General features: G+C 68.2%; 12 protein-coding genes. 6 read left to right on the forward strand and 6 right to left on the reverse strand.

The features are described 5' to 3' along the window. Positions 1–3 precede the first annotated feature (3 nt). Genes BLQ28_RS12740 through BLQ28_RS12760 form a run of 5 tightly spaced genes read right to left on the reverse strand, consistent with a single transcriptional unit; the run spans position 4 to position 5,548 of the window. Complete coding sequence (locus tag BLQ28_RS12740; protein ID WP_093239661.1) at positions 4–1,668, reverse strand: ABC transporter ATP-binding protein; 1,665 nt, start codon at positions 1,666–1,668, stop codon at positions 4–6. Then, complete coding sequence (locus tag BLQ28_RS12745) at positions 1,665–2,501, reverse strand: ABC transporter permease (RefSeq protein ID WP_093239663.1); 837 nt, start codon at positions 2,499–2,501, stop codon at positions 1,665–1,667. Before BLQ28_RS12745 ends, BLQ28_RS12740 begins: the two co-directional genes overlap by 4 nt. Then, entirely contained in the window at positions 2,498–3,442 is a 945-nt protein-coding gene (locus BLQ28_RS12750; protein ID WP_093239665.1) for an ABC transporter permease, read from the reverse strand. Before BLQ28_RS12750 ends, BLQ28_RS12745 begins: the two co-directional genes overlap by 4 nt. 29 nt (positions 3,443–3,471) lie before the next feature. Then, complete coding sequence (locus tag BLQ28_RS12755; RefSeq protein ID WP_093239667.1) at positions 3,472–4,353, reverse strand: alpha/beta hydrolase family protein; 882 nt, start codon at positions 4,351–4,353, stop codon at positions 3,472–3,474. Positions 4,354–4,399: 46 nt separating this feature from the next. Then, complete coding sequence (locus BLQ28_RS12760; RefSeq protein WP_093239669.1) at positions 4,400–5,548, reverse strand: C45 family autoproteolytic acyltransferase/hydrolase; 1,149 nt, start codon at positions 5,546–5,548, stop codon at positions 4,400–4,402. Between the two features lie 150 nt (positions 5,549–5,698). Between BLQ28_RS12760 and BLQ28_RS12765 the strand changes: the two genes are divergently transcribed. From BLQ28_RS12765 to bioD, 5 genes are all read left to right on the forward strand, one after another. Continuing rightward, positions 5,699–6,592, forward strand: coding sequence for a LysR substrate-binding domain-containing protein (locus BLQ28_RS12765; protein ID WP_093239671.1), 894 nt, complete (start codon positions 5,699–5,701; stop codon positions 6,590–6,592). A 115-nt stretch (positions 6,593–6,707) separates the two neighbouring features. Then, a complete protein-coding gene (locus tag BLQ28_RS12770) occupies positions 6,708–7,019 on the forward strand; it encodes a plasmid stabilization protein (RefSeq protein ID WP_093239673.1) in 312 nt (103 codons plus the stop codon). Positions 7,020–7,390: 371 nt separating this feature from the next. Beyond that, positions 7,391–8,797, forward strand: a complete 1,407-nt coding sequence (bioA, locus tag BLQ28_RS12775) for an adenosylmethionine--8-amino-7-oxononanoate transaminase (RefSeq protein WP_371126639.1) — start codon at positions 7,391–7,393, stop codon at positions 8,795–8,797. Then, entirely contained in the window at positions 8,781–10,013 is a 1,233-nt protein-coding gene (bioF, locus tag BLQ28_RS12780; protein ID WP_093239676.1) for an 8-amino-7-oxononanoate synthase, read from the forward strand. Before bioA ends, bioF begins: the two co-directional genes overlap by 17 nt. After that, on the forward strand, positions 10,010–10,768 hold the full coding sequence (gene bioD, locus BLQ28_RS12785) for a dethiobiotin synthase (RefSeq protein WP_093239678.1): 759 nt from the start codon (positions 10,010–10,012) through the stop codon (positions 10,766–10,768). Before bioF ends, bioD begins: the two co-directional genes overlap by 4 nt. Here the strand turns inward: bioD and BLQ28_RS12790 are convergent. Beyond that, positions 10,751–11,803 (reverse strand): aldo/keto reductase, encoded by a 1,053-nt coding sequence (locus BLQ28_RS12790; RefSeq protein WP_093239679.1) that lies wholly within the window; start codon positions 11,801–11,803, stop codon positions 10,751–10,753. The genes bioD and BLQ28_RS12790 overlap by 18 nt on opposite strands. A gap of 250 nt (positions 11,804–12,053) precedes the next feature. Between BLQ28_RS12790 and BLQ28_RS12795 the strand changes: the two genes are divergently transcribed. Next, the gene (locus tag BLQ28_RS12795; protein WP_093239681.1) at positions 12,054–13,046 is read left to right on the forward strand and encodes an AraC family transcriptional regulator; all 993 of its coding nucleotides are present in this window, start codon (positions 12,054–12,056) and stop codon (positions 13,044–13,046) included. Positions 13,047–13,081 lie beyond the last annotated feature (35 nt).

Genomic DNA, 13,081 nt, shown 5'->3' on the forward strand with positions numbered 1-13,081 from the left:
AAATCAAGCGAAGGCCGGCGCTTCGGCGCCGAAGCGCCAGCGCAGCCGCACGCCGCCGGCATCGGTCGGCTCCAGCGCCGGAATGGCCGACAGCAGCTTGCGCGTGTAGTCCTGCTCGGGCGCATCGAACACCGTGTCGCGCGAGCCCTGCTCGACGATGCGGCCGTCCTGCATCACGATCACGCGGTCGGCCACCTGCTCGACCACGCCGAGGTCGTGGCTGATGAACAGGCACGAGAAGCCATGGCGCTTCTGCAGTTCGGCGAACAGTTCGAGCACCTGTGCGCGCACCGTCACGTCGAGCGCCGAGACCGGCTCGTCGGCGATCACGAAGGCCGGGCGGCGCACGATGGCCCGCGCAATCGCCACGCGCTGGCGCTGCCCGCCCGAAAGCTCGTGCGCATGGCGCGGCGCAAAGGCCGTGCCCAGGCCGACTTCATCGAGCACTTCGGCCACGCGCTTGGTCTTGTCGGCCGACGACATGCCCTTGACCAGCCGCAGCCCTTCGCCGACGAGTTGGCCGATGGTCATGCGCGGATCGAGCGAGGCGTAGGGGTCCTGGAACACCATCTGGCACTGCAGGCGGTAGTCGAGCCAGCCGGGGTCGGAGCGGGCAATCGAGCGGCCGCGAAAAAGAATCTCGCCGCCGCTGGGCTTGAGCAAGCCGGCGATGGTGCGGCCCAGCGTGGTCTTGCCCGAGCCCGAACCGCCGACCACCGCGACCACTTCGCGCGGGCGCACCACGAGGTCGATGCCGTGCAGCGCGCGCTTGGGCACCGCCTTGGCGAACAGCCGGCGATGGCCGGGGTAGTCGACCACGAGGTTGCGTACCTCGATGACGGGCGCATCGTCCACCACCTGCCGCGCGGGCAGCCGGCGCGGCATGGCCTGCAGCAGCTCGCGGGTGTATTCGTGCTTCGGGTGTTCGAGCATGTCGTCTGTGTTGCCGACTTCCTTCACTTCGCCATGCCGCATGACGACCATGCGCTGCGTGAAGCGCGCGACCATCGGCAGGTCGTGGCTGATCATCAGCACGGCGGTCTGGTGTTCGCGCGTGAGGCCGACCATCAGCTCCAGCACGTCGCGCTGCACCACGGCGTCGAGCGCGGTGGTCGGCTCGTCGGCGATCAGCAGGGCGGGCTCCAGCAGCATCACCGAGGCCAGCATCATCCGCTGGCGCATGCCGCCCGAGAACTCGTGCGGCCACGCCGCCAGCGCACCCTTCGGATCGCGGATGCCGACACGCGCCAGCATGTCGAGAATGCGCGCCTGCCGTGCGGCGGGCGACAGGTCGCGGCGGTGCAGCGCGAGCGCCTCGCCGAGCTGCTTGCCAATGGTCATCGACGGGTTCAGCGAGGTCATCGGCTCCTGGAACACCATGCCCACGCGCGCGCCACGCAGCTCGCGCAGCCGTGACGGTTTGGCAAGCGCCAGGTCTTCGCCCTCGAAGAGGATGCGGCCGGCGGTGCGCACCAGCGGCGGCGGCGTGAGGCCCATGAGGGCGCGCGCGGCCTGCGTCTTGCCGCTGCCCGATTCGCCGACGATGCCGACCATCTCGCCCGGCGCGATGTCGAAGGACACATTGCGCACGATCTCGCGCCCGCCCATGCCGACGGCGAGCGTCAGGCCCTCCACGCTGACCAGCGGCGTGTTCGTTGTGGCTGTCATTGCACGCCCTTCATGCGCGGATCGAGCCAGTCGCGCACCGCGTCGCCCAGCAGGTTGATGCCCAGCAGCGTCAATGCGATGCACAGGCCTGGAAGAATCGACAGGTAGCTGGCCTGCGCCATGAACGGGCGGGCCGACGCGAGCATGTTGCCCCAGGTGGGGGCCGGTGGCGGCACGCCCAGGCCGAGGAACGACAGCGCGCTCTCGGCCAGGATGACCCAGCCGAACATCGAGGTGGCCAGCACCGTGAGCGGCGCGGTGCAGTTGGGCAGCACGTGCCGCAGCATCGTGTACAGCTCGGAGTTGCCGAGCACGCGCGAGGATTCGATGAACTCCTTTTCGCGCAGCGACAGCACCGTGCCGCGCACGATGCGCGTCACCGAGGGCGTATACGCCAGCCCGAGCGCCAGGATGATGCCGTAGGGGTTGGCGCCCACCACCGCGAGCAGGCCCAGCGCCAGCAGCAGGCCCGGAAAGGCCAGCAGTGCGTTGTTGAAGGCCATCACGATGCGGTCGGTCCAGCCGCGCAGAAAGCCCGTCAGCACGCCGACGATGCTGCCCACCACGATGGAGAAGCCGACGGTGAGCACGGCGATCCACACGCTGGTGGCGGCACCGGCCATGAGGCGCGACAGCTCGTCGCGGCCGAACTCGTCGGTGCCCAGCAGGTAGGTGCCGCCGGGCAGCTTCAGGCGCGAGCCGAAATTGATGCGCAGCGGATCGTGCGGCGTCCACACGAGGCTGACGAGCGCCGCCGCGGCGATCAGGCCGACGATCAGAAGGCCGAACAGGGCGTTGAGGGGAATGCGCTTCTTGCGCTTGATCGTTGTCATTCGACGGCGACGCGAGGGTCGAAGAGGGGGTAGCAAAGATCGATCACGAGGTTGACCACCACGTAGATCACCGCCACGAACAGCAGGCAGCCCTGGATCACCGGGTAGTCGCGCGCAAAGATCGCATCGACCAGCAAGCGGCCCAGGCCCGGAATGGTGAACACCGTCTCGACCACCGCGATGCCGCCGAGCAGGTTGCCCAGCACCAGGCCGATCAGGGTCCAGGTCGGTCCGAAGGCGTTCTTGAAGGCGTGGCGCATCAGCACCGCGCGCTCCGACAAGCCCTTGGCGCGCGCATGCGTGATGTAGTCCAGCCGCAGCACCTCGAGCGTGCTGGCGCGTGCCATGCGCATCAGCACGCCGATCTCGTGCAGGAAGAGCGTGAGGATCGGCAGCACCAGGTACAGCAGGCCGTTCTTCCAGTCTTCGGTGATGCCCACGTAGCCCACCACCGGCAGCCAGCCCAGCTTGAGGCCGAACAGCAGCAGCAACAGCAGGCCGAGCCAGAAGGTCGGGATCGACACCAGCAGGGTGGCCGAGCCGACCAGCAGCAGGTCGGGCGCGCGGTTCTGCTTCCACGCGGCGACCATGCCCGCGGGCACCGCGACCATCGCGGCCAGCGCCACGGCCACCAGCACGATGCGCCCGCTGATGAGAAAGCGCTCGGCCACCAGCGGCAGCACTTCCTGGCCGCTGTTGATCGAGGTGCCCAGGTCGCCCTGCAGCACATGGCCGAACCAGATGCCGAACTGCGCCATCACCGAGCGGTCGAGGCCCAGGCGTGCGCGCAGTTCCGCAAGGCTCGCGGGCGTGGCGAGGTCGCCCAGCAGCAACTGCGCCGGGTCGCCGGGGATCAGCCGTATCAGCACGAACACCGACACCGCCACGATGAGCAGTGTGGGAATCGCCATCGCGATGCGGGCGGCTGCAAAACGGAACATGCCTTGTTCTTTCTTGTGGGTGGTGGGCGTCAGGCCGGCGAGGGCACGGTGGCGCGCAGCGCGTGCAGGGCCTTCGCGAAGAAGTCTTGCACATGCCCCACGCAGGCCAGCCCGTTGTGCGGCACGTTGTCGAGCAGGTCGAACGCAACCTTCACGCCAGCCGCCTCGAAGGAGCGGCGCAGGGTTTCGAGGCGCTCGGGCCGCGTGCGGCCGGCGTCGTTCGCGCCCGGCATGAAGAACTTGCCGCCGGGCTTGTGCGTGATCTCCCAGGTCTCGATGTCGGCCTTGCCGGCAATCATGTGCACCGGCACGCGGCGCAAGGCGTCGAGGTTCATCGGCTTGCCGAAGCGGGCCTCGAAGTCTTGCGTGCCCACCCACCAGCCTTGCTGCGGGTCGATGAGCGTGACCGAACCCGGCGCACCGATGGACGCGGCCCACAGGTGCTCGGGGTGCAGCATGGCGAAGCGGTTGACGAACTGGCCGCCGCCCGAATAGCCGAAGAGCGCGAAGCGGCTGAAGTCGCAGCCGAACTTTTCGCCCACCTCGGCCACCATGTCGAGCAGGATCTGGTCATAGCGGATGTCGGCCTCGACGAGATGCTTGAAGCCGTCGCGGTTGCCGTCGCCGCGCACGCCGGCCGGAAACAGCGGGCACAGCACGATGCAGTCGTTCCACTTGGCAAAGCCGCTGAAGGCCTCGCGGTAGTTGACGAAGGCGCGGCCGGTGCCGTGCACCACCACCACCAGCTGCATCGGCCGCGCGCCGGGTTGGCCGATGTGTTCGGGCACATAGGTGCAGTACGAAAAGCGCGGGTCGCTGCGCGAGGCGTAGATGGTGCTCGGGCCCAGGTCGTAGATGGCGCGGGCGCGTCGTTCGGCCAGGGCGGTGGTGGCTTCAGTGGTGTCGGTCATGAAGAAGGCTGCGGTGGGAAGAGAAGGGCGCCGAAGGGGCAGGGAACTACAGCGTGTATTCCTGGAAGTTGCGCGCCTCGTAAGGCTTGCGCGCCACCCACATCACGCGGTTGGCCGCATCCATGAGCGTGGTGGCCACGGTGGCCGAGATGCTGCTGAAGTCGGCCGGCTTGGGCGTGCGCAGCACGCCATCGGGCTTGCCGAATTCGTCGGCCAGCGCGGCCTTCACGTGGGTCCAGTCGATGCGGCCCTCGACGCGGCCGAGCGCGTTTTCCACGCGGTGCTGGCGGTAGATGCTGTCGGGGCGCTGCGGCAGGCCGGGGTCGCGCAGCTTCATCACGGCGGACGGCGACATCCAGTGGTTGGCATGCACCAGCAGGTCGTTCTCGGGCAGGGTCCAGAAGATCTCGCCCGGCGAGGTTTCCAGGCTGATGCCCGAGCCGTCGTTGCCGGTGGCTTGGGCCAGGATCATGTTGTTGGCGCAGTAGCGCTTCGAGGCCCACACCGACTTCATCGCGGTGGCGAGGTTGGCGGCCTCCAGGATGCGGCGGCGCAGCAGCACCAGCGGCACGCCCGGGCCCTTGCGGAAGTCTTCGTCGCAGGTCAGCGAATTGCCGGTGAGCGACACGCCGTTCGTGTTGAAGCCATGGCGTGCGAGCGCACCGGCTTCGGTGAAGGTGAGCATGTCGGGGCCGCCGTTGTTGCTGCGGATGCGCAGCACGATGCCGGTGTCCACGCATTCCTGGCGCCAGTCCCAGTTGTGGGCGTGCATGAGCCGGCCGGTGGCCGAGCGCGCGGGCAGCACGAGCAGGCCGGTGCAGTCGCCGTCTTCGGACGGGGCCGCGTCGGTGGTGGGGGCGGATGTGGCGTCGGCCTTGCCCTTGAGGTCGGCATAGCCGAACAGCATCTCGGTGCGGCAATTGACCATCACCACGTCTTCGAGCGATACGCCCGCGCCTTCGGCAATGCCGCGCATCTCTTCGAGATAGCTGGCGTCATAGGCCTCGATGATCGGCAGCATCGACTGCGCGAGATGGCGGATGGTGGCCGCGTCGAGGCCGCGCCGGCCGAGCTGGGCGCGGTAGAGTGCAACGCCGCCCGCCACGCGCTCTGGCACGGCACGGCCGTGCTGCACGCCGCGCGCGTGCGGCGTACCGGAAACATCGACGAGGGGAAAGTATTCAGGAGTGGTCATGGGTGGCTGCAAGGTGTCATCCGCTCGACGCGGAAAGGCGGTAATGCGGTGGCGATGGCCCGCATTGTTTTGCAGGTACAGGAAAAAATAAATTTAAAAATCATTTAGAGTTGATAAAGGATTTATTTATCTTTTGTCGCCTGCCCACCCGTGAGCACCATCCGTTTTCTTCGCACCTTCGTGGCCGCCGCGCGCGGTGGTTCCTTTGCCGCTGCGGCCGACCAGGTGGCCCTGACGCAGGCGGCAGTCGGCCAGCAGATGCGCGCGCTCGAAGCAGAAATGAAGAAGACGCTGTTCGACAAGACCGGCCGCACCATGGTGCTGAGCCCGGCCGGTCACCTGCTGCTGCCGCGTGCCGAAGAACTGCTGGCGCAGTACGAATCGATGCGGCGCGACTTGCAGGACCAGCGGCAGATCGCCGGCAACATCAAGCTCGGCTCGCTGATCACGGCCATGGGTTTGCTGTCGAGCACGCTGGCGGTGCTCAAGTCGCTGCACCCCAACCTCGAGGTCGAGTTGCGCGTGCGAGAGCAGACGCAACTGATGCAGGACGTGGTGAGCGGCGAGCTCGACGCGGCCGTGGTGGTCGAGCGGCAGTGGCCCGAAGTGCCGGGCCTGCTGTGGACGCCTTGCTATGACGAGACGCTCGCCGTCATCGCCAACTCGGGCATTGCTTCGCCCGACACGAACATCGCGAGCCTGTTCGCCACGCACCCCTTCATCCGCTTCGACCGGCGCACGCCGACGGGCGCGCGCATCGACCGCATCCTGCGGCGGCTGCAGCTCGTTCCGAAGGAGTTCCTCGAACTCAACTCGCTGCTTGCGATTGCGGAGCTGGTGCGCAAGAACGTCGGCTTCACCATGGCGCCGCTGCTGAAGAATTTCGACTGGGAGAGCGACCCCGCGCTGTGCGTGCTGCAGCTGCCGGGCCGGCCCATCGCGCGCCGGCTGGGCATGCTGGAGAACGGGCGGCGCAGCCACATCACGGGCGTGGTGCGCGAGGAAATGCTGGCGCACCTGCGCCGCATGAAACCGGGCGCCTGACGCGCTCGCACCGCTGCGCGCCAGACAAGGCTGACGCGCGACGCGTGCGTCTTCTTACCCACGGCGGGTGCCAGCCGCCCAGCATGAAGGCTTCTCAACCCGAAGGAGCGTTGACATGCCAAGAGGCGACAAGTCGTCCTACACGGACAAGCAGAAGCGGCAAGCCGAACACATCGAGGAAAGCTACGAACAGCGTGGCTTACCCAGGGACGAAGCCGAACGCCGCGCCTGGGCGACTGTGAACGCGGAGACCGGTGGCGGCAAGAAGAGCGGCTCCGGGCGCGGCAAGACGGTGAACCATGCGCCGGCGCGCAAGGGCGGTCGCCTCGGTGGTGCCGCTGCTGCGCATCGCACGGCGGCTGAACGGTCGGCCTCGGCGAAGAAGGCCGCCGCGACGCGCAGGCGCAATGCCGAGAAGCGCGGCTGACTTCCAAAGACTGAAGACGCACATCTTGCAGAGGGCCGGGCCGTGGGTGGCTGAAATCGGCCAATTGGCGCGTCCGAATACTGGAGTCTTGCCCGCAGGCTCGCGAGAACCGGACAACTCGATGCCATCGATGGCGCTGGCCGGACAACTTGCAGCAATCCTTGCGAGCCCTGTGCATGCGTGAAGCCGTCTTGTTGCCCGACGTTGCGCCGAACACGTGGCGTACGAAGTGAAACGTCGCGCAATCCGCTGCCATTTCACACGCGGCCCAGGCGTTTGCCGCGCCCCTCCGGCGTCGATACGATCCCGCGCCTTGCCTCCTGTTCCTCTCGACGGACGGAGCTTTTTCCGAACAAGAAAGGAATGCGCGGGTGCCTTCGACGACTGTCTTGCCTTCCCCATCTTCCACATCCTCCGCGCGCGGCAACGCCGCCTTGCAGCAACGCAGCCGGCGCCATGTCTGGCATCCGTGCACGCAGAGCATCCGCCTCGACGCGGTGCCGCCTTTGCCCATTGCACGCGGCGAGGGCGCTTGGCTCATCGACCACGAGGGCCGTCGCTACCTCGACGCCACCAGCTCGTGGTGGGTCAACCTGTTCGGCCACGCGCATCCGGCCATCAACGCGGCGCTGAAGGACCAGCTCGACACCTTCGCGCACGTGATGCTCGCGGGCTGCACGCATGCGCCGGCGGTGGAACTGGCCGAGCGCCTGTCCGCGCTGACGGGGCACGCGCTGGGCCATTGCTTCTATGCCTCCGACGGCGCTTCGGCCGTGGAGATCGCGCTGAAGATGAGCTTCCACGCCTGGCGTAACGCCGGGCGTGGCGGCAAGCAGCGCTTCGTGGCGCTGAAGCAGGGTTACCACGGCGAGACGCTGGGTGCCTTGCATGTGACCGATGTGCCAGTGTTCCGCGATGCCTACGCGCCCTTGCTCGCGAATGCCCATCTGGTCGCATCGCCCGATGCACGCAACGCACAGCCCGGTGAAGACGCCATCGCCGTTGCTTGCCGCGCCGCCGGCGAGCTCGAAGCGCTGCTGGCCGAACAGCACGACACCATCGCCGCCGTGATCGTCGAGCCGCTGGTGCAGTGCGCCACCGGCATGGCGATGCACGACCCCGTGTACCTGCGGCTGGTGCGCGCCCTGTGCGACCGTTACGGCGTGCACCTCATCGCCGACGAGATCGCTGTCGGCTGCGGTCGCACCGGCACTTTCTTCGCATGTGAGCAAGCGGGCATCTGGCCCGACTTCCTGTGCCTGTCGAAAGGCATCAGCGGCGGCTACCTGCCGCTGGCGCTGGTGATGGCGCGCGACGCCATCTACGAGAGCTTCGTCGACGACGACGTGGCGCGCAGCTTTCTGCATTCGCATTCGTACACCGGCAATGCACTGGCCTGCCGCGCCGCGCTCGCCACGCTCGACCTGTTCGAGCGTGAAGACGCGCTGCGCAGCAACCGGGATCGCGCCGACCGGCTGCTGCAGCGGCTGCGCGAAGGGCTGGCCGGCCAACCGGTCGATCACCTGCGGCAACGCGGAATGATCACGGCCTTCGATGTGCGCACGCCCGGCCCGCGTTTTGCCGAACGCTTTCACCTCGCGGCGCGCGCCAACGGATTGCTGATGCGCCCCATCGGCGCCACCGTCTACCTCATGCCGCCGTACGTGATCGACGATGGCGAGATCGACCGGCTGGTCGACGGCACGCTCGCCACGCTGGCGGATGTCTCGACCGGTAATTCGACAGAAGAAGGGGTCTGCGATGTCGCGCTTGCTTGAACGCCTGCAGGGCGAGATCGCCGCGCTCGACGCGCAGTCGCTGCGCCGCCGCCGCCAGATCGCCGAAACAGCCTGCGCCCCCGAACAATCGCTCACGCTGGCTGGCACCACCGCGCCGCGCACCATGCTCGGCTTCAGCAGCAACGACTACCTCGGGCTGGCCGCGCACCCCGCGCTGGCGGCGGCCTGGGCCGAAGGCGCGGCGCGCTATGGCACGGGCAGCGGCGGCTCGCACCTGATCCTCGGCCACTCGCGTGCGCATGCGCAGCTCGAAGAGCGACTGGCCGACTGGATGGCGCCCTTCATTCCCGAGGCGCAGAGCCTGTTCTTCTGCACCGGCTACATGGCCAACCTCGCGGTGCTGTCGGCGCTGGGTGGTGCCGAGGCGGTGATCTTCTCGGAGGCGCTCAACCATGCCTCGCTGATCGACGGCGCGCGGTTGGCCAAGGCGCGCGTCGAGCGCTACCCGCATTGCGACGTGGCCGCGCTCGACGCCATGCTGGGTGCCTGCGATGCACCGGTCAAGCTGATCGTGAGCGACGCGGTGTTCAGCATGGACGGCCACCTCGCGCCCGTGCATCAACTGCTGGCGCTGGCCGAGCGGCACGACGCCTGGCTGGTCGTCGACGACGCGCACGGCTTCGGCGTGTTGGGCGACACCGGCCGTGGCGTGGTGCAGGCGCTGGGCCTGCATTCCGAGCGGCTGGTGCTCATCGGCACGCTGGGCAAGGCGGCGGGCGTGTCGGGCGCTTTCGTGGCGGCGCACCGCACCGTCATCGATTACCTCGTGCAGCGCGCGCGGCCCTACATCTTCACCACCGCCGCGCCGCCGGCGGTGGCGCATGCGCTGCTGGCCAGCCTGACGCTGATCGAAGGCGAGGAGGGCGCCGCGCGCCGCGCTGCACTGCAAGCCCGCATCGCCCAGTTGCGCGAGGGCGTGAAGGCGGTGTTGCCCGCGGATGGCAGCGCGTGCCTGCCTGAATCGCCCACCGCGATCCAGCCACTGATCGTCGGCGACAACGCACGCGCGATGCGGACGATGGCACAGCTCGATGCGCGCGGCCTGCGTGTGGGCGCGATCCGTCCGCCGACGGTGCCAGTTGGTACGGCGCGGCTGCGCATCGCGCTGTCGGCCAGCCACAGCCGGGCCGACGTCGCGCGCCTGGTCGATGCGCTGGGCGTGGCGCTTTCGCAGCCGATGCAGGAGGCGGCATGACAGGCCGCCACTGGTTCGTCACCGGCACCGACACCGGCATCGGCAAGACGCTGGCCAGCAGCGCGATGCTGCACTTGCTGGCGTCGTCGGGCTTGCGCGCGGTCGGCATGAAGCCTGTCGCGGCCGGCGTCGAGATGATCGATGGCGCGTGGCAGAACGAAGACGTGGTGCGGCTGCATGCGGCCGGCAACGTCGATGCGCCGCTGGCCTTGCGATGCCCGTATGTGCTGCGCGCGCCGATGTCGCCCCATCTCGCTGCGAGGGACGAAGGCGTGCGGATCGAACTGCCGGTGCTGCAGTCGGCCTTCGAGGCGCTGGCGCGACAAGCCGATGCGGTCATCGTCGAAGGCGTCGGCGGCTTCTGCGTGCCGTTGGGCGATGACCTCGACAGCGCCGATCTCGCCACGGCACTGCAGCTGCCGGTGATCCTCGTGGTCGGGCTGCGGCTGGGCTGCCTTAGCCATGCATTGCTGAGTGCGGAAGCGATCCGCGCGCGCGGGCTCACGCTGGCAGGATGGATCGCGAGCGCGGTCGATCCGCAGATGCTCGCGCCCGATGCCAATCTGCAGACCCTGCGCGCGCGCCTCGGTGCGCCGCTGCTCGGCGTGGTGCCGCACCTGGCCGCGCCCGATGCGGCGGCCGCGGCCCGCCACATCGACCTGCGTGCGCTGCGCGCGACGGCGGCCCACGCCGCGCGTCGATCCGCGGCGCAGCGCTACGCAGACGAAGAAGAAGCCTCAGCCGCGCTGGCCTGATTCGGCCAGGCGCTTGGCGCGCACGCCGCCCTGGCGCTCCAGCATCCAGCCCGGGTATTCGGCCGGCAGCGCGCTCACCTTGTCGAGCGTGGCGAGCTCGTCGGCCGTCAGCTTGATGGTCGTGGCCGCGATGTTGTCGTCGAGTTGCTCGACGCGCTTGGCGCCGATGATCACGCTGGTCACCACCTGCTGGTGCAGCAGCCATGCCAGCGCGATCTGCGCCACCGACACCTTGCGCGCATCGGCCAGCACGCGCATCGCGTCGATGCAGTCGTAGGCGCGGTCGACGTTCACCGGCGGAAAATCGAAGGTGGTGCGGCGGCTGCCCTTTTCGGCTTCGGTGTCGCGGCCGTACTTGCCGCTCAGGAGGCCACCCGCCAGCGGGCTCCAGACCATCAGGCCCACGCTTTCGCTGCGCAGCAGTGGTGCCAGTTCGCGTTCGAGGTCGCGCCCGGCGATGGTGTAGTAGGCCTGCAGCGACTCGAAGCGCGCGAGCCGGTCGCGCTCGGCGATGCCCAGCGCCTTGGCGATCTGCCAGGCGGCCCAGTTCGACACGCCCACGTAGCGCACATGGCCTTGCTGCACGAGGTTGTCGAGCGCGTGCACCGTTTCCTCGATGGGTGTGATCGGGTCGAAGCCGTGGATCTGGTAGAGGTCGATGTGATCGAGTTGCAGGCGCTTCAGGCTGGCCTTGACGCCATCCATGATGTGAAAGCGCGACGCCCCGGCCGAGTTGACGCCCTTGCTGCCGGTTTCGCCGAGCACCTTGGTGGCCAGCACGAAGCTGTCGCGCGGGGCCTTGAGGTTTTTCAGCGCCTGCCCGGTGATGACTTCGGACTGGCCTTCCGAGTACACGTCCGCGGTGTCGATGAAGTTGATGCCGGCGTCGAACGCGCGGCCGAGCAGGCCTTCGGCCTCGGACTGCTGCAGGTTGCCGATCTGGCCCCAGATGCCGGAGGAGCCGCCGAAGGTCATGGTGCCCAGGCAGAGTTCGGAAACCAGGAGGCCGGTGCGGCCGAATTTGCGGTATTGCATGGAGAAATCCTTTGCGTTGGAGGCGCCCCCCAAAGAGCTGAAAGGCCGGACGGCCCGGGGGCGACAGCGAAAAGTATCCGGCTGGCCGCCCCGGCATGGCGAGCGCGTTCCTGCAAAGTCTTTGCCTAATTCTCCAGACCACCCCTGCGGCAGGTGCGAATCCGGGGGAGGAGCGCTAAGCTCCAAACCGCCCATTCCTCCACGGCCACCTGCTGTGCGCCGTGGCTCCTTCCGTGACAAGGCCCTGAACATGTCCGACGAAACACCCGAACTCGCTGCTGCCATTGCCCAGCCGATGCCGCTGGAACCCGAACTCGACGAAGCCAGGAAGGAACTGGTGCAGTTGATCAACCACATCACGCGTGGACAGGACGGCACCACCATCACGGCCGTGCCCGGCCTGCAGGTGTATTGCATCAGCAAGCCCGACGGCCCCAAGCACGGCTTTGCAAGCCCGGCGCTGGGCCTGATCGCGCAAGGCTCCAAGCGCATCATCGTGGGCGACGACATCTACGTGTACGACCCGATGCACTACCTGGTGACCTCGGTCGACTTGCCGGTGTGCGGCCACGTGCGGCTGACCAGCGACAACAAGCCGTACCTCGGCGTGCGGCTGGAACTGGCCGTCGACGAGATCGGCGAGCTGATCGGCGACGAGAAGCTGCCCGCCAAGGCCAATGCACCGGCCTCGCGCGGCATGTACGTCAACCGCATCGCCATGCCGGTGCTGGAGCCCGTGCTGCGCCTGCTGCGGCTGCTCGACACGCCGGAAGACGTGCCGATCATGGCGCCGCTCATCAAGCGCGAGATCATGTACCGCCTGCTGGTCAACGGCGAGGGCGCGCGGCTGCGGCAGATCGCGCTGCAGGACAGCCACACGCAGCGCATCACCAAGGCCATCAGCGCGCTGCGCATCAACTACGCGCAGTCGCTGCGGGTGGAAGACATGGCGCGCGCGGTGCACATGAGCGTGTCGTCGTTCCATCACCACTTCAAGGCGGTGACCGCGATGAGCCCGCTGCAGTACCAGAAGCAGCTGCGCCTGCAGGAAGCGCGCCGCCAGATGCTGCTGACCGGCGCCGACGTGGCCTCGGCCGCGCACAGCGTGGGCTACGAAAGCCCGTCGCAGTTCGCGCGCGAATACGGCCGCATGTTCGGTGCGCCGCCGCTGCGCGACAAGCGCCGCTGGCTCGGCGAGGCGGGCAACGACGCGCTGGGTGCGGAGTCGATGGAAGCGGCCTGACGCGATCGACCGGAAGCGACCCGAAGCAGCCTCGG

This window comes from Variovorax sp. EL159 (genome assembly GCF_900100965.1).
GTDB lineage: Bacteria > Pseudomonadota > Gammaproteobacteria > Burkholderiales > Burkholderiaceae_C > Variovorax.

Bases quoted from the DNA above. Each gene is read 5' to 3' on its own strand.
- BLQ28_RS12740 (WP_093239661.1), bottom strand. From the start codon at position 1,668: ATGACAGCCACAACGAACACGCCGCTGGTCAGCGTGGAGGGCCTGACG.
- BLQ28_RS12745 (WP_093239663.1), bottom strand. From the start codon at position 2,501: ATGACAACGATCAAGCGCAAGAAGCGCATTCCCCTCAACGCCCTGTTC.
- BLQ28_RS12750 (WP_093239665.1), bottom strand. From the start codon at position 3,442: ATGTTCCGTTTTGCAGCCGCCCGCATCGCGATGGCGATTCCCACACTG.
- BLQ28_RS12755 (WP_093239667.1), bottom strand. From the start codon at position 4,353: ATGACCGACACCACTGAAGCCACCACCGCCCTGGCCGAACGACGCGCC.
- BLQ28_RS12760 (WP_093239669.1), bottom strand. From the start codon at position 5,548: ATGACCACTCCTGAATACTTTCCCCTCGTCGATGTTTCCGGTACGCCG.
- BLQ28_RS12770 (WP_093239673.1), top strand. From the start codon at position 6,708: ATGCCAAGAGGCGACAAGTCGTCCTACACGGACAAGCAGAAGCGGCAA.
- bioF (WP_093239676.1), top strand. From the start codon at position 8,781: ATGTCGCGCTTGCTTGAACGCCTGCAGGGCGAGATCGCCGCGCTCGAC.
- bioD (WP_093239678.1), top strand. From the start codon at position 10,010: ATGACAGGCCGCCACTGGTTCGTCACCGGCACCGACACCGGCATCGGC.
- BLQ28_RS12790 (WP_093239679.1), bottom strand. From the start codon at position 11,803: ATGCAATACCGCAAATTCGGCCGCACCGGCCTCCTGGTTTCCGAACTC.
- BLQ28_RS12795 (WP_093239681.1), top strand. From the start codon at position 12,054: ATGTCCGACGAAACACCCGAACTCGCTGCTGCCATTGCCCAGCCGATG.